This is a genomic window from Pseudoalteromonas sp. 5Ae-yellow (assembly GCF_014077565.1).
Lineage (GTDB): Bacteria > Pseudomonadota > Gammaproteobacteria > Enterobacterales > Alteromonadaceae > Pseudoalteromonas.
This window is the reverse complement of the sequence record NZ_JACGWD010000001.1, coordinates 67,355-89,324: the sequence shown is the minus strand read 5'-3', so window position 1 is coordinate 89,324 and position 21,970 is coordinate 67,355. Positions and strand designations below refer to the sequence as shown.

The 21,970-nt window shown below is 40.2% G+C and carries 20 protein-coding genes and 1 riboswitch; of the genes, 10 read left to right on the top strand and 10 right to left on the bottom strand.

Translation table 11 applies throughout. The features are described 5' to 3' along the window. Nucleotides 1-52 precede the first annotated feature (52 nt). From H4J63_RS00390 to H4J63_RS00380, 3 genes are all read right to left on the bottom strand, one after another. Nucleotides 53-781, bottom strand: a complete 729-nt coding sequence (locus tag H4J63_RS00390) for a CBM9 family sugar-binding protein (protein ID WP_076925804.1) — start codon at nt 779-781, stop codon at nt 53-55. Nucleotides 782-848: 67 nt separating this feature from the next. Continuing rightward, nucleotides 849-1,928 (bottom strand): MBL fold metallo-hydrolase, encoded by a 1,080-nt coding sequence (locus H4J63_RS00385; protein ID WP_182193751.1) that lies wholly within the window; start codon nt 1,926-1,928, stop codon nt 849-851. A 74-nt stretch (nt 1,929-2,002) separates the two neighbouring features. Further along, nucleotides 2,003-2,659, bottom strand: a complete 657-nt coding sequence (locus H4J63_RS00380; protein WP_024597208.1) for a DUF2959 domain-containing protein — start codon at nt 2,657-2,659, stop codon at nt 2,003-2,005. Between the two features lie 87 nt (nt 2,660-2,746). On the opposite strand from H4J63_RS00380, the gene H4J63_RS00375 reads away from it, so the two are divergent. Beyond that, on the top strand, nt 2,747-3,652 hold the full coding sequence (locus H4J63_RS00375; RefSeq protein WP_024600023.1) for a virulence factor BrkB family protein: 906 nt from the start codon (nt 2,747-2,749) through the stop codon (nt 3,650-3,652). Then, on the top strand, nt 3,653-4,090 hold the full coding sequence (gene dtd, locus H4J63_RS00370; RefSeq protein ID WP_024600024.1) for a D-aminoacyl-tRNA deacylase: 438 nt from the start codon (nt 3,653-3,655) through the stop codon (nt 4,088-4,090). An 8-nt stretch (nt 4,091-4,098) separates the two neighbouring features. On the opposite strand, the gene H4J63_RS00365 is transcribed toward dtd, so the two are convergent. After that, complete coding sequence (locus H4J63_RS00365; protein WP_182193749.1) at nt 4,099-4,809, bottom strand: spermidine synthase; 711 nt, start codon at nt 4,807-4,809, stop codon at nt 4,099-4,101. A 245-nt stretch (nt 4,810-5,054) separates the two neighbouring features. Here H4J63_RS00365 and H4J63_RS00360 point away from each other — a divergent pair, with 245 nt between their 5' ends. Next, nucleotides 5,055-5,948, top strand: a complete 894-nt coding sequence (locus H4J63_RS00360) for a bifunctional GNAT family N-acetyltransferase/hotdog fold thioesterase (RefSeq protein ID WP_182193747.1) — start codon at nt 5,055-5,057, stop codon at nt 5,946-5,948. Nucleotides 5,949-6,020: 72 nt separating this feature from the next. Here H4J63_RS00360 and H4J63_RS00355 read toward each other — a convergent pair whose 3' ends face one another. The 5 genes from H4J63_RS00355 to dapA form a co-directional block, all read right to left on the bottom strand. After that, nucleotides 6,021-7,055 (bottom strand): phospholipase A, encoded by a 1,035-nt coding sequence (locus H4J63_RS00355; RefSeq protein WP_182193745.1) that lies wholly within the window; start codon nt 7,053-7,055, stop codon nt 6,021-6,023. A 379-nt stretch (nt 7,056-7,434) separates the two neighbouring features. Continuing rightward, nucleotides 7,435-8,556 carry a succinylglutamate desuccinylase/aspartoacylase family protein gene (locus tag H4J63_RS00350; protein WP_182193743.1) on the bottom strand — a complete coding sequence of 374 codons (1,122 nt, stop codon included), beginning with the start codon at nt 8,554-8,556 and terminating at the stop codon, nt 7,435-7,437. 5 nt (nt 8,557-8,561) lie between these two features. After that, the gene (locus H4J63_RS00345) at nt 8,562-9,767 is read right to left on the bottom strand and encodes a PLP-dependent decarboxylase (protein WP_182193741.1); all 1,206 of its coding nucleotides are present in this window, start codon (nt 9,765-9,767) and stop codon (nt 8,562-8,564) included. Next, nucleotides 9,767-10,507 (bottom strand): 2,3,4,5-tetrahydropyridine-2,6-dicarboxylate N-succinyltransferase, encoded by a 741-nt coding sequence (locus tag H4J63_RS00340; RefSeq protein ID WP_024600030.1) that lies wholly within the window; start codon nt 10,505-10,507, stop codon nt 9,767-9,769. The genes H4J63_RS00345 and H4J63_RS00340 overlap by 1 nt, the downstream gene beginning before the upstream one ends. Nucleotides 10,508-10,522: 15 nt before the next feature. Beyond that, on the bottom strand, nt 10,523-11,407 hold the full coding sequence (dapA, locus tag H4J63_RS00335) for a 4-hydroxy-tetrahydrodipicolinate synthase (RefSeq protein WP_024606521.1): 885 nt from the start codon (nt 11,405-11,407) through the stop codon (nt 10,523-10,525). Between the two features lie 190 nt (nt 11,408-11,597). Further along, nucleotides 11,598-11,798: riboswitch (Lysine riboswitch) on the bottom strand. Nucleotides 11,799-11,989: 191 nt separating this feature from the next. On the opposite strand from dapA, the gene H4J63_RS00330 reads away from it, so the two are divergent. The 6 genes from H4J63_RS00330 (at nt 11,990) to H4J63_RS00305 (ending at nt 20,527) form a co-directional block, all read left to right on the top strand. Then, entirely contained in the window at nt 11,990-12,685 is a 696-nt protein-coding gene (locus H4J63_RS00330; protein ID WP_024606520.1) for a DNA-3-methyladenine glycosylase I, read from the top strand. Between the two features lie 11 nt (nt 12,686-12,696). Next, on the top strand, nt 12,697-14,106 hold the full coding sequence (locus H4J63_RS00325; RefSeq protein ID WP_182193739.1) for a YdiU family protein: 1,410 nt from the start codon (nt 12,697-12,699) through the stop codon (nt 14,104-14,106). 391 nt (nt 14,107-14,497) lie between these two features. After that, complete coding sequence (locus H4J63_RS00320) at nt 14,498-15,556, top strand: OmpA family protein (RefSeq protein ID WP_182193737.1); 1,059 nt, start codon at nt 14,498-14,500, stop codon at nt 15,554-15,556. A gap of 294 nt (nt 15,557-15,850) precedes the next feature. Beyond that, on the top strand, nt 15,851-18,448 hold the full coding sequence (acnB, locus tag H4J63_RS00315; protein ID WP_182193735.1) for a bifunctional aconitate hydratase 2/2-methylisocitrate dehydratase: 2,598 nt from the start codon (nt 15,851-15,853) through the stop codon (nt 18,446-18,448). 199 nt (nt 18,449-18,647) lie between these two features. Continuing rightward, the gene (locus H4J63_RS00310) at nt 18,648-19,280 is read left to right on the top strand and encodes a 2OG-Fe dioxygenase family protein (RefSeq protein ID WP_182193733.1); all 633 of its coding nucleotides are present in this window, start codon (nt 18,648-18,650) and stop codon (nt 19,278-19,280) included. An 11-nt stretch (nt 19,281-19,291) separates the two neighbouring features. Beyond that, nucleotides 19,292-20,527 (top strand): cysteine desulfurase-like protein, encoded by a 1,236-nt coding sequence (locus H4J63_RS00305; protein WP_182193731.1) that lies wholly within the window; start codon nt 19,292-19,294, stop codon nt 20,525-20,527. A 20-nt stretch (nt 20,528-20,547) separates the two neighbouring features. On the opposite strand, the gene H4J63_RS00300 is transcribed toward H4J63_RS00305, so the two are convergent. Next, the gene (locus tag H4J63_RS00300; protein WP_182193729.1) at nt 20,548-21,252 is read right to left on the bottom strand and encodes a 2OG-Fe(II) oxygenase; all 705 of its coding nucleotides are present in this window, start codon (nt 21,250-21,252) and stop codon (nt 20,548-20,550) included. A gap of 33 nt (nt 21,253-21,285) precedes the next feature. On the opposite strand from H4J63_RS00300, the gene H4J63_RS00295 reads away from it, so the two are divergent. After that, nucleotides 21,286-21,684 (top strand): thioesterase family protein, encoded by a 399-nt coding sequence (locus H4J63_RS00295; RefSeq protein ID WP_002958811.1) that lies wholly within the window; start codon nt 21,286-21,288, stop codon nt 21,682-21,684. The last annotated feature ends 286 nt before the right edge of the window (nt 21,685-21,970 follow it).

Below are 21,970 nucleotides of genomic sequence, written 5' to 3'. Positions count from 1 at the left end.
TATTTTTCGTTGGGTTTCGCTTCGCTCAACCCAACCTATTGGTGTGGGGGGCTTACTTTTTAGGGAGTAGGGTGATTTTGCCAAATACATCTGCATCTATAAAGCCACGATTTCTGTCGCCGTTTACTGGCTGTACTTCGTGTGAGCCCATAAAGTGTTCGCGCACGTCGCTGCCATCGTTATCGCAATACGCTAACATAAAGCCGATTACTTGCTTTTCGCTAAGTGTAATTGGGGTATTTTTAGCACCTTCTTTATAATCATTCGGGTAGAGTTTTATTGCTACTTCCCACGTGATGTTAAAAGGTGCGGTGGTGTTGCGCTTCCAGTTACTAACTAGGTGGTCGGTATACAAATGGGCTTTTTTATCAGGGCCGTAATCGGCAGCTTGGTTATCAAGGCCAATATGGTACGCCAAAGCGGTGTGATTAAATTGGTGGTTTCCGCCCGATGCATCGCTATCAATAAATATCTCTAATGCATCGTCATCCCAATATTTATAGGTTGGATCTGCGTGTGTATCTATTAAAACATCATCCACTATATCGGCTTGTAGGTATAAGTAGTTTTGATCCCACAGTAAGCGATAACGCCCTTTAAAATCGGCATCGTTTGATGGCAGTGTGCCATCCATTAAATAAGGCATATCGTGCCAAGTGGCTTTATCCCACGCACTTTCTGATACGCCATCAATAGTAATTGGAGTTGATGTATGTTCAACATCAATGGCCATTGCAGGCGTGCTTAATAAAAAGCTTAAGGCGAGTGCTAATTTTTTCATTAATTTCTCAATTTTATTGTCGATTTGGTTTAATGTAATAACAATCTTAAAACAGCTAAGTAAATAGTTACAGTGAAATACTTTCGCCTTCGTTTAAAATATACAGCGGTGTTTTAGCATCCATTTTTTTTACCATGTGTAATAAACGTAGCAAAGCAGAGTGGCTAGAGTGGTCGCCCATTTTCCAACTTGAGTTACCGTATCCCCACGGTATCATTACTTTGCAGTTAAGCTCTTGTGCTGCGTTAAGCGCGTCTTCTGGTGTAGTGTGAACGTAGCGATAAAATTTGCCACTTTCTTTACTGTAGTAAGATGCGATTCGTATTAAGCACACATCTATATCGCCATATTTTTGCTGTATATCTTTAAAGTGTTTTGAGTAGCCCGTATCGCCTGCAAAAAATAAGGTATTGCCGTTTTGTTCAAGCAGCCAGCCATTCCATAAGTCTTTATTGTTATCTTCGTAAATAAAGGGCACCAATACTCGAGCGCTAAAATGATGAGCTGGCACGGCATTAATAATTAAGTCGTCAATGTTGGTTGTTGAGTACCATGGCATTTCGCTAATATTAAAACCGCCGGTGGGGAAGTTGTCGGCCATACCGAGTGGTGTTAAATAACGAGGTTTATTGCCAATGCTTTGTATGTCGGCTTTATTAAAGTGATCGTAATGAATATGCGAATACATTACCGCATCAATATTTTCCAGTTCTTGTTCACTAGGCCAAGCGCCTGCTTTACGATAAATACCAACGCCGAGTTTAAAGCCAAGTGCGACTGGAGAATCAAACTGATTTTTTACCGGATCAAACAGCACACTTTGACCATTTGGGGTGTTAATTACAAAACTAGCGTGACCAAGCCAGCGCACAGTATAGCCGGTGCTAAGTTGTGGTTTAGTTTGCTGGCCTTGATACTGGCAGTTTTCGCTGCCGGTTTTGCATAGTAAGTCTGGGTGGGTTGGGTAGCAGTTTTCAGTACAGGTGGTGGGATATGTTTTTTCACCTGTGTATAAATTTTTATAACGACCGTTCTTATCATTAATAACAACAACTGAGTCGGGGTTGGTTATACGATTAATATTATTAGGTGCACCGCAGGCAGTTAGTATACATAAGAGCATTGTTGTGATTAAAAAGCTTTTCATTGTAAATCCCTTTTAGCATTCCCTTTAATATAAAAAAGCCTGCAATTAAGCAGGCTTGTTAAAGTAACAAATGATTAGCCTGCGCTATTCATTTGTTCAATAAATTTGTTTGAATCGGCAATCGATTTGTTCATGTCGTTCATCAACAATTGAATATCGCGCTTAAGGTTAGTGAATTCACCTTTAATAGCCGATACCGCTTGTGCATTTAAGTTATGCTTTAAGTATAAAACGTTATCATGAAGCGAGGTTAATACTGGCTCCATTTTACTCTCTGCGCTGCGCATTGAGCGTAATAGCTGATCAAATTGACGCTTAGTTGCGGCTAGCTTTTTGCTGCTTTCACGCTTAAGTGATGCGCTTTTGTATTGCTCCAACTCATCGCCCCACTCATCAAATAGCGCTTCTGCCACGTCTTCTACCTTATTGATATTAGTTGAGACTTCGTTAGCGGCATTTAAGCTCGACTCGTAATCGTCGTTTAACTGATTATAAGTGTCTTGTAATTCGCCACCATTAAAATCGATTAGAGTCGTTAAGCGCTCTAGTGCCGATTTAAATTCTTCTTGTGACTCTTCTTGAGAGTCTTTGGTTTCTTCTACGCGGTCAATAAGAATATCGCGTTTGTGAACACCGACTTTTTCCATTGCAGAGTAATAAGCTGATTGGCAGCCAGTTAAAGTAAGTGTTACTACAAGCATTGAAACACTGAGTAATGTTTGTTTTTTCATTTGAATTCCTGTTTACGTGCGTTAGTGCTGTAAATTATGGCGCTGATTGTTATTATAATCAAAATTATATAAGCACAAGTCAATTGTATGAATGATAAGCTCTCACATTACAAACAGCAAGTTAAGTCCTTTATACGCCAGCAGCCTGGTTGGTGGATGCAGTATTTTAATCGTTGTATAGACGATCAGATAACGGTTAATGCAGGTTACCTTGCTTACGTGACACTTCTGTCGTTAGTGCCATTAATTGCGGTGGGTGTTGCTATATTTTCGGCTTTTCCGGGCTTTGAATCTACTCGCATGGAAATTGAGAGCTTTTTGTTTACCAACTTTGTCCCTACCTCTACCGATGTTATTAGAGAGCACATTAGCTCCTTTGCGGGCAATGCTAATCAAATGACGGCGGTTGGTATTGGTTTTTTAGCGGCCATTGCGTTGCTGTTAATACGCAATGTAGATGCCACATTAAACCGAATTTGGCGAATTAAGAAAAAACGCCCAATGATGATCTCATTTGCTGTGTACTGGATGGTTTTGAGCTTAGGGCCTATGTTGCTCGGAGCTAGTATTGGTGTTACCTCTTACATTGTATCGTTGGTATCGTTTGCAGATCAGGGTATTCCTGGGTTTAGCGGATTTTTGTTAAAGTTATTGCCGTACGGGATTTCGATGGTGGGCTTTATTATGCTCTACACCTTAGTGCCTAATACGCGCGTGTCGTTTAGAGCGGCAATACCTGGCGCTTTTTTTGCGGCACTTTTATTTGAGCTGACTAAAAAAGGGTTTGCACTTTATATTAGCCATTTTCCTTCGTACGAAGTTATTTATGGTGCAGTAGCTACCATTCCTATTTTGTTTGTATGGGTGTATTTGTCGTGGGTAGTTGTTTTGCTTGGCGCTGAATTTACAGCGTGCATTAGCCCAAATGATATTCCAGAAACACCTGAGCTTGAACTAGAAGATGATGAACCAGCAATAAAGGACACAGTTTAAATGCAAGGTTTAATACAGCGTGTAAAGCATGCCAAAGTAGAAATTAATAACCAAGTAGTAGGCGAAATTGGCAATGGTATATTGTTGCTATTAGGTGTTGAAAAACACGACGACAAGCAAACGTCCGACAAGCTTTTACACAAAGTAAGTAATTATCGTATTTTTACTGACGAAAACGACAAAATGAACTTAAGCCTTAAAGATATTAAAGGTGAGTTACTTGTGGTTTCGCAATTTACGCTAGCGGCTGACACTAAAAAGGGTATGCGCCCTAGTTTTTCATCTGCGGCAACGCCAAGCCAAGCTAATGAGCTTTACGAGTACTTTGTTGCTCAAGCTAAAGAGTTGGGGCTTACAATAGCCACAGGTGAGTTTGGTGCCGATATGCAAGTAAGCTTGTGTAACGACGGGCCCGTTACGTTTAACTTATCTGTTTAAGCCTATTTTTATGCCTCTTTTTTAGTGATCACGACAATATGATTTACATAGCCCGTAATTTTTTGCGGGCTGACGTTACAACCAAATACATCGAGTAACAGCTGCTGAAGTTGCTTTAATTGCGACTCATGCTGCGATAAAAAGTTAATAAATAGCACGCCGTTGTTATTTAAAGCCGAGTAGATTTTTTTATAAAATGCCTCTTCAAATAAAAATCGAGGTGCATCTATTTGGCTAAATAAATCTAGAATAACCCAATCAACATTTAGCGCACTTTTTAAAACCTGTTGCGCATCGGCGCAAAGCAGTTGCTCATTTTTATTTGACGAAAAAAACTGGGTATAGCAATTAATAATATCGGCGTTTTTTTCAACCGATGTTATTTGTGCTTTAGGGTATTTATGTTGTAGATAATTACGAATTGCTCCACCGCCAAGGCCAAGTTCTAACACATTTTGTGGCGGCTTAAGAGCTTGCCAATGCTTATCTAAGTACAATAAATGCGGAAAAAGTAATAAGCTCGGATTATTTAAATCAACAACAGACTGAAGAGTGTCGTTAATAAGTAACCAGCGTAACTGCTCGTGCTCACGTACTTGAATGTGCTCACCACTGCATTTATGCCAATAGATTAACTGACCAATGCTGTGGCTATTTTCAATAAATCGATCGCTTAGCAAACCAGTCAGTGAATTTATATAATTGATTTTTTCAGTCATATTCTCAGCATAAACTAGCAACGTTAAAGCGCAATGCCCTTTGCTATTATTTTTTACGTTATTTTGCAGGCATCACCAAAGTCGTATTTGCAGTTTTTTTAGGATGGAGTATGGTATTTGCCATAATAATACCAATCAATTTAATTATTTTATTTTTTTAGCTTGGTAGATAATCAATATGATTAGTATAGCGCCGTAGCCTTTTTTGACTTTTATTTGCGGCTTATATAACAAAAGGAGTATGTATGTTTCAGGTAAGCACCCCACAAAGTAGCGAAGATTGGCAAGCGTATTATCAATTGCGTTGGCAGGTATTACGCGCGCCTTGGGGCGAGCCTCGTGGCTCTGAACAAGACGATATGGAACAAGATTCTGAGCATCGCTTTATAAAAAATAAAGAAGGTGAAGTGCTAGGCGTAGCACGTTTGCACTTTAACAATCATGAGCAAGCACAAGTGCGTTATATGGCAGTTGCTGAGGGTAATCGTAACCAGCATATTGGTAGTCGCTTACTGCACGAGCTTGAAAAAATTGCATGGGTTCAAAATGCCGGTGAGCTTGTATTGTTTGCACGCGAACGAGCACTTGAGTTTTATAAGCGCCACGGTTATGAACTAAAAGAAAAAGCGCATTTAGCGTATGGCGATGTTCAACACTTTAAAATGGTAAAGCAAAAGCCATGTGAACCAGGTTGGTTCCGCCACCCTAATTGGACGCAAGTACTACAAAATATATGGCGTGAGTCTATTCCAATTAGTGACGCGATGGGCATTAAGGTAGAAAGCTATACCGATTGGCAATTTACAACCAGTGCCGACCTTGACGCCAACTTAAACCTACATAACACGATGTTTGCAGGGTCTATTTATAGCTTGGCCACGCTAACAGGTTGGGGCGCTACGTACTTAGCACTTAAAGAAGCTGGGCTTGAAGGTAATATTGTATTGGCCGATGCTAACATTAAGTACTTAAAACCGCTTACTACCGACCCACGTGGTTGTGTTGATATACAAACCTGTAAGGGCAAGTTAAGCGATTTAGAAACCGACGGTAAAGCAAGTTACGTAGTGCCAGTAACTATTTACGATGGTGATAACGTGGTTGCAGAATTTGAAGGGCAGTTTGTAGTAAAAAAATAACTGTTTAGCTGTTCAAAACACAAAAAAGCCAAGCAATGCTTGGCTTTTTTGTGCGTAAAACTTAGGGAAGTATTACAGCAAATCGGTTAATAATATACCGACACCAATACGTTCTACATCCGCATTGTAATCAATTAAGCTTTCGCCATAACCGTTAAAGTATTGTGCATAACCACGAACGCGACCCCATAATGGAAATGACCAGTCGAGTTGAATTGCACCACGGTTTTCTGAATTTAAGTTGTTACGCGTCATGAAGCTAAATTCATGATCGTTAAGACGATATGCACCACTAAATTCAAAATAGCCCATGTATTTGTATATGTCTGGGTTGTCGTCGCCTTTAGCATCAAGTATGTCTTCTTTAGTATCTTCGCTTATGCGATACCAAGGTTTAAAGCTAAAAACAAAACCTCTGTTTTCCCAAATAAAGTCTGCATAAATACGGTTCCACGAACGCGAGTTTGGCTGGCTGCGACCATTTGATTGATGCGAAATACCTAGTGAAATTGCCATTTCGTCGCCCCATAATACGTTTTCTGGGTCGAGGTAGTTTATCCAAAATATTTCTGGTTCGTAGTTGGTTTCACGAAATGGAGAAGAGATTTCTGAGTTATAAAGCTGCCAGTAAGATTGCAGAGTAAAGCCAAAAAATATGGCTTGGTCTTCATCAGAAAAGTCATCATATAGAGGCACTTTGATTGAAAGCTGGTATTTTGCTTCTAGGTTGTCTAGTGGCTCGCCATCGTTATCATCTGTTAATTCGTCAAAACCATCAAAAGGGCGATCGTTTGGGTGTGATACGTACGAAAGCGGTAAAATATAGTTACGCTTATGTGGCGTAATTACGTTTCTATTTTTTTTACCGACTTCTTCTCGAGCTTGGCGTTTATCAAGCGCGGTAAGTTGTTTGTTTTCTTCAAGAGCTGAACACTTTTTACGAAGATCGTCTAATGTCTGTTTACCGTCTCCGCCAATTACTTCATTTAAAATACACTGCTTTACAAGTTCGATGTCGTTATCTTGCTCGTTTGTGGCAACTTCTTCTTGTGCGAAGGTCGCTGTACTTATTAAGGTAGTAAGTGTGATCCAGTGGCGCCAGCTCATTGTAATTCCTTGTGAGTTCGGGTTGTTGTATGCGTTAATTTAATTATAACGTCTTTTTACATATGTAACGGTGAACTTTTACTGAATTTGTATTCACAGCAATCATTATACGTATATAAAGTAAATATAGAACAGAAAAAAAAGCGACCTAGGCCGCTTTTTTAATGCAGATTAATTATTTTAGTTAATTTATACCAATTTTATTAAAAACATGATCATTCTAGCGTATTAAATAACTCACTAACTACGTTAAAAATTATTTATATAGAACAACTATGTACCATAATTTTAGCCTTGTTATTAAGCTATTTCCTTATCGCTATAATAGATCACTAATTTAATGCAATTGGTATTACTCTCAAGCAATGAGAAGGGTGAGCTAAAGCTCAAATATGTTAGTAAAAAACTTATAAAGCTCGGTACCTTGATTAACACTCGCTGAGGCAAAGTGCAAAATAGCAATTGCATCGCAATCAAGAGTAAGTGTTTGCAATGGTTGCTCACTTAAGTAGCGCTCCATGCGTAAAATATTGGCAATAGGCTCACCAGCTTTAATGTGCCCGCCAAGTGGGGCTAAGTATTCAACCATGCCGCCAATAGGGGCGTAATAGGCAAAGTAGTCATCTAAATTACATGCATAACGAGTCATATTAGCTGGCGTATGCGGTGCGTTTTGTAATACGCCTTTGTGATTTAAGTAACTTAAAATGCTGTTTGCATCGTTTAATGCTTCTTTTAAGTCTATTTTTTCTTGGCTGCCTAGCTCTACAGTAAATGCTTCTACAGGTATTGATAATTCGCGACCTTGTCCGCTAAGTGCATCACTTAAATGCCACCATGGGCAAAAGTTAGCTTCATCCATAGCGCCGTCAAAATCACTAGGAATAAGCAATACATGTTCAATATTAAAGTAACGTGCGCTGTCGGTTGCATAGCTTGGGCAGTACAGATGCTTGCTTGAAATAGGGCCTGTGTGTAAATCGAGTACTATATCAGCCTGATGAGCGAGCTTTTGTAAGTTAAGCGCAATGCGTTTACCCGTATTGAGTAAATAAGCAGGGCCGTTAAGTTTGCTGTCTACTTCGTCAATAAGTGCCTGTTTGAAGTTACTTTTTAATGTAGCGTCGTCATACTGAGTATGATTTTGTGCAAACTGTGCCACTAAATTTTTATTGTAGTGATACATGCGATTCCAATTAGTGCCCGTAATCGGATCGAACCTGCCAAGGGTAAACTCGCCAGATTTTTGATTACAACCAATCGGATTTGCATAAGGTACAAGGGTAATATCGCCACTAAGGTTAAGGTGTTTTAATTGCTCAAGCAGCTGAAAAATAACTGCGTTACCTTGCACTTCAGCGCCATGCATATTGGCCTGAATGTAAACACTTGGCCCTGTGCCATCACCTTTTAAACGATACACAGGAATTGTAAGTGGTAAGCCGTTTGCAACTTCCCCTACTACAATGTTCTCTTGGCTAATGTGTGTTGTATTACTCATGATTATTACCTTAAGTAGTGGCTGGCATTTTCGGCTTGGCGAACACAGGTAAGTGTACCGTTTTGCAAGGTGTACTCGCCAGCTAGCTCATGGCATAAAAAATACGGCATACTTTCGGTAAAGCCGTAAGCACCGCATTGGCTAAACACTAGCCAGTCGTACTCATTTAAATCGCTTGGTAAGTTATGTTCACCCAAGCAATCAAGCGCTGTACAAAGTGGGCCGTATAAAGTGACCGCTTGAGTTTTTGCACTGGATTCACGCAGTAACGCAGCAGGGAAATCTTGGCTGGTAACAGCAGGGCGTAATAAGTGATTTATACCGCCGCTTAAAATTACTTGTTCTTGATTGTAGTTTTGTTTGCGCTCTACTACTGGGTTTGCGTAATGACCGCATTCGCCAACGGCATAGCGACCAAGTTCCATCCATAGCTCTTCTACACCCGCATCATTTTTAATTTTAGCGAGCGCAGCAATTAAGTCATCCCAATCAAGTGTTGCTTCGTTTTGTGTATAAGGAATACCTAAACCGCCGCCTAAATCGAGAATCTTAAAGCTAATATTTAAATCGCTGGCAAGTTGGCTAAGAGGTGCAATCATTTGTGACCACAAGTCGCTTAGCTTTTGCGTGCTAAGCATGTTGCCCCACTGAAAAATATGCAGGCCGTCAAATTTAAGCGCAGGGTAGTCAGCTACATTGAGTGCTTGCCACTCATCACAACCCAAACCAAATGGGGTAAGGCTGTCGCCACCCAATGGGTTTTTTTCACCTTCAGGCCAGCGCAACTGTACACGTAAAAGTACTTGTAACTGCGTGTTTTGTAGTTGTGCTTGTTGGTTTAACCAACGGACTTGATTGAGGCTTTCGGCTACAAATATACGTACGCCGCGCTCAATAAAGTGTTTAATTTGTTTGGGGCTTTTTGCAGGCCCCGTGTTGAGCACGCGCTGTGAGCTAATACCTTGTGCTAATACTTGCTCAAGCTCACCTTTACTTGCTACGTCAAAATTAAAACCGGCGTTGTCTAAGCTTTGAATAATTTTAGACAGTGGGTTTGCTTTTACGGCGTACCAAAGTTTTACGTCGGTTTGTGCAACTAAACGCGCAAGATGCGTGTTTAGTTTATCTAAGTCGTAAACAAAAAAAGGTGTATCAAGTTGTTGTGTAATAGTATTTACAGCAGTTTTGATAGGCGTGCTCAAAAAGCTCATTATCGTAAAACCTCTTCAAGTAATAATGATGCATCGCTTTGTTCGTCGCGGTATTTGACAATTAACGCACACGACATACTTAGACCTTGCTTACGTGCCCATTCGTTTGACGCAGGACGAGAGCCCGGTATTACAATGGCATATTCAGGAATAGGCTCGCCTTTATCTAGTTGGCGCTCGTTTACGCAGTCGTAAACTGGAATAGTCGCAGATAAACGCACGCCTGGTGCAAGCACTGCGCCTTTTTTAATGACTACACCTTCAACAATAACGCAGCCTGCGCCAATAAATGCATCGTCTTCGACAACTACTGGGCTTGCACCAATTGGCTCAAGTACACCACCAAGCTGCACTGCTGCACTTAAATGTACGTTTTTACCTACTTGTGCACACGAGCCAACTAATGCGTGGCTATCTACCATTGTGCCTTCGTCGATATATGCACCGATGTTTACATACGCTGGTGGCATAATAATCGTGCCTTTAGCAACATAAGCACCACGGCGAACACTAGAGCCACCCGGCACCATACGCACGCCATCATCAGTACTAAACTCTTGTGGAGCTAAGTTGTGTTTATCAACAAAACCGCCTGCAAACTCAGTATTAGTGCCATTTTTAAAGGCTTCTAAAATGCCTTTTTTTACTTCTACGTTAGCTTGCCATTGGCCGCTTTCGTTTTGTGATGCTGCGCGTACTGCGCCCGATTCTAAATTATTTAATAGTTCTAACCAGCTCATTATAAAAACCTGTATTTAATGCCAAGATAAAATGGTGTTGTTTGCAGTTGTGATGCAATCGGTTTGAGTTAACTCAAGGTGTGTTAAAGGTGGACGAAGTTGCGGGCTGCTTAAGCGGCCTTGTAAATGCATCAATACCTTTACGGGAATGGGATTTGCGACAGCAAATAGGCTATTAATGGCACTAGTCCACTGAGCAAATAAATTAGGATGTTGACCACTTAAACTGCGTTTAACAAACTCGTGAGTTTGTGCGGGCCATGCATTTGCAGCTACCGACACTAAGCCTTTTGCACCTGCTTGTGCAAAATAAGGCATTAGCGCATCGTCGCCACTAAAAATAGCTAAATTAGGCGCAGCTTGGCGGTAAGCTTCAAACTGAGCAATGCTGCCGCTCGCTTCTTTTAACGCCCATAAATTTTTATTGTTTTGTAAGTTTTGAATTGTTGCCGTTGGGATGCTAACAGCACTGCGCCCCGGTACGTTATAAAGCATACACGGGTGAGCGCTTGCATTAAGTAGGCTTTCAAACCAATGAGTTTGGCCTATAGCGCCGGGCTTTGCATAAAGGGGTGAGCCAAGTAAAAAGCTATGAATGGGTAGTGTATTACAATAGTTAACCCACTCAATTTGTTGCTTTAAGTTACTACCACCCACAGCAACCATTAATGGTACCGCTGGTTTTAGCTGGCATACGTGTTCAACAATGGCTTGCTGCTCTTCTTGCGTTAGCGCCAAGCCTTCGCCCGTACTACCAAGTAGTAGAATACCGTTATGTGCCGCTTCTTGCTCGCTAACCAGCTTAGTTAACGTGTTGTAGTCAACATCGCCGTGTTGATCAAATGGCGTAACGAGCGCGGTCCACAGTGAGTAGTCGTTTAAATTGAAGTTGTTGATCATCTCTCACGAACTTATAATTTGTACCAATTTTATTAAAAACGTGATCATTTTAGCGATAACTAATTTAATGTAATTGGTATTATTCGAAGAGTTAAAAAGCTTTATGGAAGGAGCCGCATTAACATCGTTCGAACTAATAATTCGAAGAGCGAATGGGCTTAAAATAATAGGGCGCACGGCCTTAATATTTAAGACCAGAAGCTCTCCACCAAACTAATAAGCTGCTTGTTATAAGCAGCTATTGGTGACAGTCGCTAGGGTTCAACCTAGTCGCCCGAAATAAACACTTCGCAAAAGTGATTACTTCTCGGCGTTAATTCCCCTCACGTATGCTCACTGGAGTTTGCGCTCCTAACATACGCTACCTGAATAACGCACCTCTTCTAGCCCTTTGCACCTGTTTATAGAGTAAAACTTACAAACCTGTGCAATTTAAATAGGGTAATTACGGCGATTAAAGCATTTTAGCCGTCTAGGTGTCAAGCGACTAAATACAGATTAATTCATCGAAAAGAGGGGTGGTTACGTATTAGGTGCTTTTCTCGTACACTAGCAATATAAGTAGTGAGGTATTTAATTAGTATGGAAAAATTTAGCGATATTTATAAGCGAGCGGTAGAGCGAAAAGGCTCTGAAAAAATGCTTAAGTTATTACTTGCAAAACCGCTATCTAAAAAACAACTAAGCACGTTAAGTGACGACGATTGGCTTGAAGAATTTACTCGAAAAGTATTTCAAAGCGGCTTTTATTGGTCAGTCATAAATAATAAGTGGGCAGGCTTTAGAGAGGTTTTTTGGGATTTTAGCGTTGATAAGTTATTAATGATGCCACCCGATATGCTGGAACAAAAAGCAACGGATGAGCGAATTGTTCGTAACTATAAAAAAGTAAAAACAATTACCGAAAATGCTTACATGATCCACGAAATAGCACAAGAACATGGCAGTTTTAGCCAGTTTGTCGCTAGTTGGCCAACAGACGATATTATTGGTTTATGGGCGTATTTAAAAAAGCATGGTTCGCGTTTAGGCGGAAATACAGGGCCTTATGCGCTACGAGCACTTGGTAAAGATACTTTTTTACTATCACGCGATGTAGAGAATTATTTGCGTGCTCATAAAATTATAGACGGCGGCTTACAAACCAAAAAATCACTGAGTGCAGCCCAAGCCTTTTTTAATGAAATGCAAAAGCAAAGTGGTTTAAGTATGCAAGAGCTAAGCTTAATTGTGGCCTATGGTGTAGGTGATAACCGCGTGGGTATAAGTCAGCAATAATAGGAATTACCATGAAATTAGTGCCAAGATACACAGATATTGCGGAAAACTTCGCGATTGAAGATTTCCCTGCAAGTGTTGCCTCCCCTCAGTTATTGCTGTGGAACGAGAGCTTAGCAAAACAGTTTAATATTAATGTCGCTGATGATTTACGTGCTAATACTTTTAGCGGTAATGAAAAGCAGGCGATTCCTGCAGTAGCACTTGGTTACTCTGGGCACCAATTTGGACATTTTTCACCACGTTTAGGTGACGGACGAGCCCACTTATTAGGGGCTGTTACTGACAATGAAAACCAGTTATGGGATATTCAATTGAAGGGCTCTGGCGCTACTCCTTATTCAAGAGGGGGTGATGGCCGTTGTGCACTTGGGCCCGCTATTCGTGAATACGTAATGAGCGAAGCAATGCATGCACTAGGCATTAAAACTACCCGATGTTTAGCGGTCGTTGGCAGCGGTGAAACGGTTTATCGTAACCCACCACAAGCAGGCGCAATAGTTACTCGTTTAGCAACCAGTCATATTCGCGTTGGCTCGTTTCAATATTTAGCGACGCAAGGCGATGTTGAAGGGCTTAAAAATTTAGCTGATTTAGCTATAGAGCGACATTATCCAGAAATAACCGACACAGGACCACAGCGCTATTTAGCATTTTTAGGCGCTGTGATTAAAAACCAAGTTAAGCTAGTTGTGAGCTGGATGCGTGTTGGCTTTATTCACGGAGTAATGAATACAGATAATACACTAGTTAGCGGAGAGACCATTGATTACGGTCCGTGTGCCATGATGAATAGCTTTGATTTTGATACCGTATTTAGCTCTATAGACAAACAAGGCCGCTATGCATTCGGTAATCAACCTAATATAGCTAACTGGAACTGCGCACGCTTGGCCGAGAGTTTAATACCACTTATTAATGATGATGACGAGCAGGCTGTTACGTTAATGACGCCATACATTAATAGCTTTGCTGAGCAATTTAATATTGAGTTTACTGCTATGTGGGAACAAAAACTGGGTTTAAATGAATCTAGCTGCAGTGATGGCGAGTTAATCGCAGAGTTGCTAACACTATTAAAAGATAACCAGCTCGATTACACCAATACCTTCGATGCGCTTACTGAATCCTTAAAAGAAGAAACAGTAATACCTGAGTCGCTAATTGAATGGAGAGCTAAGTGGGTAAGCTTAACCGACGATAATAGTTATGAAGTAATGAGAGCGGCAAATCCTCGTGTAATTCCTCGTAATCATGTGATCGAAAAAATAATTGCAGAGTATAATGCTGCAGGGTCTAGTGAGTTGCTACAGCGCTTTATGAGAATAGCGGATAACCCGTATTCTGATGATGAAAAGCTATCAGAGTTTCAGGCTGCACCGATAAATGATAATGATTACCAGACTTTTTGTGGTACTTAACTATTAGAAATCAATGTAACTACATGATTCAAAAGAGTCATTTTTCAACCAAATGTGAGCATATATGTTTGGGAATGCAAGATCAGGTGGTATTATGCGCCGAATTAAAGTGAGGCAATATTTCTGTGCATATACTAAGTGTATTTTATTTAATTGCTTTACATTCCTTGCTCAATACTAATCTACAAAAACTACTATACTTATTTTTCAATAAAGTTTTAATTTCGCCTATAGTAAGTGGTTGTGTGTTGTTACAGGGTATTGAAAAAAGTTATAAACTTTATTTTTCGTTAAGTATTGATTAACAAAGGCTCAGTTAGTCTATATAAAACTGATTGAGCTAGTATTGATTAGCTACAATTTATTAGTTGTTAAAAATGGGAAGAAAACAATGAAATTAAAATCACTTACAATCGCTATCGCGTTGGCTGCAACTAGCGCATCTACATTTGCTGCAGATAAAGAAGAAGGTTTCTACATTGGTGTGTTTGGTGATTACTACGACGCATCTTGGAAAAATTTAAACATGTACCAAGACTTAGAAGTTAATGAGTCTGCAAGTTGGGGTGCTGAAGTTGGTTACCGTTTCAGTGATTACTGGAGCGCACGCCTTGAGTATGCTGACATGGATTTTAACGCATTTTTAGCAGCTCCGATCCCAAATGGTAATCGTGACGATGTTGATGGCGAACGTTACGGTATTGATGCTCTTTACCACTTTGGTGGCGGCCCTTTCTACGGTTTATTCGGTGTTAAGGAAATGCAAGTAGCTACAGATAATACGTTCTTAAATGCAGGTGTTGGTTACCAACATTTCATTACAGATGGCTTATTTGTTAACGCTGAAACATCTGTATACCAAGGTCTTGACCGTGGTTACACTGACGTAGGTGCTAAATTAGGTATTAACTACTTATTTGGTCAGAACTCTTCGCCAGCAGAGCCAGTTCAGGCTGCTCCAGAACCTGTTGCTGCAGCTCCATCAGACAGTGATAACGATGGTGTTATTGACGCTAACGACGAGTGTGCTAACACTCCAATGGTAGATGCTGTTGATGCTAAAGGTTGTACTGTATACGAAGATAAAGAAGTAACTGTAAAGTTATTAGTGACTTTCCCTCATGACGTTGCTGATGTACCAAATAAATTCTTCGATGATATCAAGCAAGTTGCTAATTTCATGAAAGAGAACAGTGAAGTAACTGTAGTATTAGAAGGTCATGCTTCTGCTCCTGGTGATGCAACTTATAACCAATCGCTTTCTGAAAAGCGTGCTAAAGATGTAGCAGCTGAATTATCGAAAGACGGTATTAAAAAATCACGTATTTCTACTATGGGTTACGGCGAAACACGCCTTAAGAACCCAGCAAACACACGTGCTGCAAACGCAGAAAACCGTCGTGTTGAAGCGCAATTGACTACAGTAGAGAAAGTAAAAGTTAAGCGTTAATAGTTATTTATCTATGAAAAACCCAGCTTCGGCTGGGTTTTTTTATGTGTGTATTAAAGTGAGCATATTTATAAACAGTAATGATTCTTACTTAACAAGTATTCATGAAAATAGTTTTTACCACAACCACTATTCATAGTATTTATAATCGGTATAATCAGTTGCGCAACTGGATGGATTTTCATCTATCCATAAAAGCTTTATAATTACGCGTTAGAATACTATAAGTATTGGGTAACTTATTCGCGCCCAAAGCGCTACCGGATACTTTCACGTCACCAAGAGGGCAATATTGTGCTACAAGAATATCGTAAACACGTAGAAGAACGTGCCGCGTTAGGTATCGTACCAGCGCCATTAGATGCTCAGCAAACTGCTGATCTTATTGAATTAATAAAAAACCCACCTGCAGGTGAAGAAGAATTCATTTTAGATTTGTTCATTCAGCGTATACCAGCTGGTGTTGATGATGCTGCTTATATTAAAGCGGGATTTTTAGCAGCTGTAGCTAAAGGTGAAGCTAATTCTCCACTTGTTTCTAAAGAAAAAGCGGCAGAATTATTAGGTACAATGCTGGGCGGTTACAATATCGCGCCAATGATTGACCTACTTGATGACGAAACACTTGCACCAATCGTAGTTAAAGGCCTTTCAAATACATTACTTATGTTTGATGCGTTCTACGATGTTGAAGAAAAAGCAAAAGCGGGTAATACATTCGCTAAGCAAATTATTGAGTCTTGGGCAAATGCGCAGTGGTTTACTAATAAACCAGCTGTTGCTGAAAAGATCTCAGTTACTGTATTTAAAGTAACTGGCGAGACAAATACTGATGACTTATCACCAGCACCAGATGCATGGTCTCGTCCAGATATCCCACTTCATGCTTTAGCAATGCTAAAAATTGAACGTGACGGAATTACACCAGACAAGCCAGGCGAAGTAGGTCCAATCTCTCAGCTTGAAGAATTAAAAACTAAAGGCTTACCACTTGCATATGTAGGTGACGTTGTTGGTACTGGTTCTTCTCGTAAGTCTGCAACTAACTCTGTACTTTGGTTCATGGGCGATGATATCCCGTTCGTACCAAACAAGCGTGTTGGCGGTGTATGTCTAGGTAATAAAATTGCTCCAATCTTCTTCAATACAATGGAAGATTCAGGTGCATTACCAATCGAATTAAATGTTGATGAGCTTAACATGGGTGAGCAAATCGATATTTACCCGTACGAAGGTGTTGTTAAGAGCCACGGTACTGACAAAGTAATCTCAACTTTTGAACTTAAATCTGATGTAATTTTAGATGAAGTTCGTGCTGGTGGTCGTATTCCACTAATTATCGGTCGTGGTTTAACTGATAAAGCGCGTACATCTCTTGGCTTAGGCGCAACTGATATATTTAAGGTACCAACAGCAACAGAAGTTTCTGATAAAGGCTTCACACTAGCGCAAAAAATGGTTGGTAAAGCATGTAACGTTGCAGGTATTCGCCCAGGTCAGTACTGTGAGCCTAAAATGACAACTGTTGGTTCGCAAGATACAACAGGTCCTATGACACGTGATGAACTTAAAGATTTAGCATGTTTAGGTTTCTCTGCAGATTTAACAATGCAGTCATTCTGTCATACATCAGCTTATCCTAAGCCTATCGATGTAAGCACTCACCATACGCTTCCTGATTTCATCATGAACCGTGGCGGTGTTTCACTTCGTCCAGGTGATGGTATTATTCACTCGTGGTTAAACCGTATGTTATTACCAGATACCGTAGGTACTGGTGGTGATTCACATACACGTTTCCCATTAGGTATTTCATTCCCAGCAGGTTCGGGTGCAGTTGCATTCGCAGCAGCAACGGGTGTTATGCCACTTGATATGCCAGAATCTATTTTGGTTCGTTTTAAAGGCGAAATGCAACCAGGTATCACGTTACGTGACCTTGTTCATGCAATCCCTTACTACGGTATCAAACAAGGTTTATTAACAGTTGAGAAAAAAGGTAAAATTAACGAATTCTCTGGTCGCGTACTAGAAATTGAAGGCGTTGAGCACCTTACTGTTGAGCAAGCGTTTGAATTATCAGATGCATCTGCAGAGCGTTCTGCTGCTGGTTGTACTGTTAAGTTATCTAAAGAGTCTATCTCTGAGTACCTTGAGTCTAACATTGTTATGCTTAAGTGGATGATTTCTGAAGGTTACGGCGATGTACGTACGATTGAACGTCGTATTACTGCAATGCAAGATTGGTTAGCTAACCCAGAACTAATGGAAGCTGACGCTGATGCAGAGTACAAGCATATCGTTGAAATTGATTTAGCTGAGATTAAAGAGCCAGTTCTTTGTGCTCCAAATGACCCAGATGATGCGCGTCTTCTTTCTGATGTTGCTGGCGAGAAAATTGATGAAGTATTCATCGGTTCTTGTATGACTAACATTGGTCACTTCCGTGCTGCTGGTAAGTTGCTTGATGGCTTTAAAGGTCAACTTCCTACTCAGCTTTGGGTTGCTCCACCTACTAAGATGGACAAAGATCAACTTACAGAAGAAGGTTACTACGGTATTTTTGGTCGTGTTGGCGCACGTATCGAAACTCCAGGTTGTTCACTATGTATGGGTAACCAAGCACGTGTTGCAGATAAAGCAACGGTTGTGTCTACCTCTACACGTAACTTCCCTAACCGTTTAGGTAATGGCGCGAACGTATTCTTAGCATCATCTGAGCTTGCTGCAATTGCTGCAATCATAGGTAGACTACCTACAGCTGCTGAGTACCAAGAATATGCAGCGAAGATCAATGCAACGGCTTCAGATACATACCGTTACTTGAACTTCCACCGTATGCCTGCTTACACTAAAAAAGCAGACAACGTGATTATTCAACAAGCTGTATAATTTTTAGAGTTTGTTTAAAAACCCGCTTAGGCGGGTTTTTTATTGGCTAAAATAAATATTAGATAGTTCATGCTTCTTTTTTATATTATTGTATTAAATCTAGTCTCAAGTTACTTTTAAAGTAATTAATAGCGCAAAAATTCCTATAAAAATGCATTAAAATCCTCATCAATATTCTCATTATTTTAGGCGAGATTTTATGACAGCATTAAACAACCAGAATTTACTGCAACTACGTTTTGTTAACCAAGCAAATATTGATTTGATTAAGCCTTCTTTTGATAACCTGCCTGCTAATCCTTATGCAGATGGTGCCTTTCGTAAACGTCGTTACTCAGTAGTTAAAATGCAAAATGGTGAAATAAAGCTACAGCAAGCCAAAGCATTTGTTCAAGACGATTCAATTAATACTTTTCAAGGTAATGTAGAGCGCACTTACGAAAACTTAGAGCAAAGTTTACTTGAGTCAGAGGGCATGAAAAGCATTGTAAATGAGTTTCGCCAACTTACCGGTATTGATGAGCAGCGTGATATTGAAATTCATCAGTTCCGTATGCTTGCCATCGATAGCGATACACCTGCAGCGCCAGAAGGCGTGCATCAAGATGGTTTTGACCATGTATGTATATGCGGTGTTTCTCACGAGAACTTAGAAGGTGGCGAACTGCTTGTATACGAAAACAAGCAAGCTGAGCCTTGTTTTAAAATGGAAATAAAAGACGGCATGTTTGCATTAATAAACGACCGTCAAGTGTGGCATAACGCAACACCTATGAACAAAATTGATGCTAGCAAACCAGGTTACCTGGATTGTTTTGTATTAACGTCTTAAGGAAGTTAGGCATGAACATAACGCAATTACGTGAGCAGTTTCCAGCATTAATGCAGAACGTTGATGGTAAATCGCCAATATTTTTAGACGGACCAGGTGGCTCGCAGGTACCAACATCGGTGCTTACTGCGATGACAGCTTATTTAGGTCATTATAATTCGAACTTAGGTGGCGCGTTTTTTTCAAGTGATAAAACGGTTGAGTTGATGGCGAATGCGCGCCAAGCCGCCGCTGACTTACTTAATGCACCTAGCTCACAACAAATTGTGTTTGGTCCAAACATGACCAGCCTTACGTTTAGTTTTAGCCGTGCAATTTCACGCGACTGGCAGGCTGGCGATGAAATAATTGTAACCAATGCCGATCACTTCTCAAATGTATCGTCGTGGCAACAAGCTGCAGAAGATAAAGACGTTAAAGTTAATACGGCTTTAATTAACGAAGCTGATTGCAGCTTAGATATGGCGCAATTTGAAAGCTTATTAAACAGTAACACTAAGCTTGTAGCGGTTACTTACGCTTCAAATACCACAGGTTCAATTAATAATATTAAACGTATTGTAGAGCTTGCTCACGCTGTAGGTGCACTTGTTTATGTTGATGCCGTACACTATGCACCTCACGAACTTGTTGACGTGCAAGCACTTGATTGTGACTTTTTAGCGTGCTCTGCGTATAAGTTTTTTGGCCCGCATTTAGGTATGGTTTACGGTAAAAAAGAACATTTAGACGGGTTTACGCCTTACAAGGTTGAGCCAGCTAAAGACGTAGCACCAGGTCGTTGGGAAACCGGCACACAAAGCTTTGAAGCTATGGCGGGCTTTATTGCTGCTGTTGATTACATTGCAGCGATTAGCGAACTTGACGATAGCCATTCACGCCGCGAAAAGTTAAGCGTTGCTTTTGCTAAAACTAAGCAGCACGAAATGGCGCTTAGCGAACACTTTTTAACGCGCTTAGTTAATTATCCACGTATTAAGTTATTTGGTATTGATGATTTTGATCGCCTTAATGAGCGTACACCTACTTTTGCTTTAATTTTTGAAGGGCTTGAGCCACGCGCCGTTTCAGAATTTCTAGGTAAGCAGCATATTTGCGTGTGGGATGGTAATTTTTACGCGCAAGGGTTGTGCAAGCAATTAGATGTGCTTGATAAAGGCGGCGTAGTGCGCATTGGTTGTATGCACTACAACACCATTGAAGAGCTAGATCAGTTGTTTAATTTATTTGATGAACTGCTCGGTTAAATAATACTGATTTTGGTGCGCTAACTCTTAGGCGCACCATATATTTGTTCTGCACGGTTAAACAATACCCACGAGGTTAAAATATACTTATCGTTTGATACTGGCTTATTGCCTCTATGAGTATGTGTAAAGTAGCCAGGTGCTATTACCATAGTGCCTTTTTTAGGGGCGATTTTACGGTTTTGATAATAAAACTCTGTTTCACCACCTTCTTCTACATCGTTTAAGTAAAACATAAATAACAACACGCGATGCAAAGCTTCATTGTGCTGTAGCTGCGGATAAACTTCACTGTGCCAGTAAGGGTAGCCACCTTTGTTTAGTTCGTATTTTTGCGCTTGAATGTTACCGAGTCTAAAAATTTGCTGAACTAAAACGGGTAATTGCGGTTTACCCACTTCTTCAAAATTCTCTTGGGTTAAATCGACTACTTCGCCTGTTTTTGGATGATAAACCTTTAAGCCAAATGCCCCAATCATCATAAAAATATGCTCTTCAACATACTTAAAAACATGCTGTGCAGTCGTTTGTTGTATATGTTTTAATTGTTGTGCATATTCGGGGTGATTATTTAAGTGTAGGTCGTGGCTGTCTTTTTTCTTTAAGTCGACACCGCCCGATGTTACCCCTTGTCTTACATGCGGGCTTTGCGCGAATGTGGAAATAAATTCATCGCAAAACTCATCGCTTAATGCGTTATTAATAACGCGTATAAAGTCCGTCATGGTTTACCTTTATATAATTATTATTGGATTTTTATGTTTATTGAAAAAGTGATGCCGCGCTTTAGCGAAACAGATGCACTCGGACACATTAACAATACCGTACTCCCTGTATGGTTTGAAGTCGCGCGTGGACCTATTTTTAAGTTTTTTACACCGGACTTAAATCCACATGATTGGAAATTGATTATCGCCAAAGTTGAAGTGTCGTTTGTAGGCGAGTTATTTTATGGCCACGAAGTGACAGTAAAAACCTCTGTAGAGCATATAGGGACTAGTTCTTTTACGCTGAGGCAAGAAGCATGGCAACACGATAAATGCTGCGCAATAGGCAAAGCTGTGATGGTGAGGTACGATTTTATTGCTAAATCAAAGCAAGCGCTTAGCATTGACGAAAAAGCAGCGCTTAACGAGCATATTTACCAAGGCAGTTAACCTTACAAAGCTTATATTTTATATAAGCTCATGCTGAGCTGGATTAGTGTAAATAAATAATGGCAGCTGTAATACCTATCCTCAATAATACTTAATCAATTTGAGGGATTAAATCTGACGATAACTGCGTTAAAAATTTCTGATATAGAACAACTAAATAACGAAATTTTTGCCTTGTTATCAACACGATTTTCTTACCTCAAAATAGATCACTTAATTAAGTGAAGAGGTATAAATTTTTGTCGAGAAATTTTAACGTATTTAGATTGAGTTGCAGGCTTCAATT

Excerpts from the sequence above, each read along its gene's own strand:
- H4J63_RS00380 (WP_024597208.1), bottom strand. The coding sequence starts at position 2,659 with ATGAAAAAACAAACATTACTCAGTGTTTCAATGCTTGTAGTAACACTT.
- H4J63_RS00340 (WP_024600030.1), bottom strand. The coding sequence starts at position 10,507 with ATGAGCTGGTTAGAACTATTAAATAATTTAGAATCGGGCGCAGTACGC.
- H4J63_RS00345 (WP_182193741.1), bottom strand. The coding sequence starts at position 9,767 with ATGAGCTTTTTGAGCACGCCTATCAAAACTGCTGTAAATACTATTACA.
- H4J63_RS00295 (WP_002958811.1), top strand. The coding sequence starts at position 21,286 with ATGTTTATTGAAAAAGTGATGCCGCGCTTTAGCGAAACAGATGCACTC.
- dtd (WP_024600024.1), top strand. The coding sequence starts at position 3,653 with ATGCAAGGTTTAATACAGCGTGTAAAGCATGCCAAAGTAGAAATTAAT.
- H4J63_RS00355 (WP_182193745.1), bottom strand. The coding sequence starts at position 7,055 with ATGAGCTGGCGCCACTGGATCACACTTACTACCTTAATAAGTACAGCG.
- H4J63_RS00305 (WP_182193731.1), top strand. The coding sequence starts at position 19,292 with ATGAACATAACGCAATTACGTGAGCAGTTTCCAGCATTAATGCAGAAC.
- dapA (WP_024606521.1), bottom strand. The coding sequence starts at position 11,407 with ATGATCAACAACTTCAATTTAAACGACTACTCACTGTGGACCGCGCTC.
- H4J63_RS00325 (WP_182193739.1), top strand. The coding sequence starts at position 12,697 with ATGAAATTAGTGCCAAGATACACAGATATTGCGGAAAACTTCGCGATT.
- H4J63_RS00310 (WP_182193733.1), top strand. The coding sequence starts at position 18,648 with ATGACAGCATTAAACAACCAGAATTTACTGCAACTACGTTTTGTTAAC.
- H4J63_RS00330 (WP_024606520.1), top strand. The coding sequence starts at position 11,990 with ATGGAAAAATTTAGCGATATTTATAAGCGAGCGGTAGAGCGAAAAGGC.
- H4J63_RS00375 (WP_024600023.1), top strand. The coding sequence starts at position 2,747 with ATGAATGATAAGCTCTCACATTACAAACAGCAAGTTAAGTCCTTTATA.
- H4J63_RS00320 (WP_182193737.1), top strand. The coding sequence starts at position 14,498 with ATGAAATTAAAATCACTTACAATCGCTATCGCGTTGGCTGCAACTAGC.
- H4J63_RS00390 (WP_076925804.1), bottom strand. The coding sequence starts at position 781 with ATGAAAAAATTAGCACTCGCCTTAAGCTTTTTATTAAGCACGCCTGCA.
- H4J63_RS00385 (WP_182193751.1), bottom strand. The coding sequence starts at position 1,928 with ATGAAAAGCTTTTTAATCACAACAATGCTCTTATGTATACTAACTGCC.
- H4J63_RS00300 (WP_182193729.1), bottom strand. The coding sequence starts at position 21,252 with ATGACGGACTTTATACGCGTTATTAATAACGCATTAAGCGATGAGTTT.
- H4J63_RS00365 (WP_182193749.1), bottom strand. The coding sequence starts at position 4,809 with ATGACTGAAAAAATCAATTATATAAATTCACTGACTGGTTTGCTAAGC.
- H4J63_RS00360 (WP_182193747.1), top strand. The coding sequence starts at position 5,055 with ATGTTTCAGGTAAGCACCCCACAAAGTAGCGAAGATTGGCAAGCGTAT.
- H4J63_RS00350 (WP_182193743.1), bottom strand. The coding sequence starts at position 8,556 with ATGAGTAATACAACACACATTAGCCAAGAGAACATTGTAGTAGGGGAA.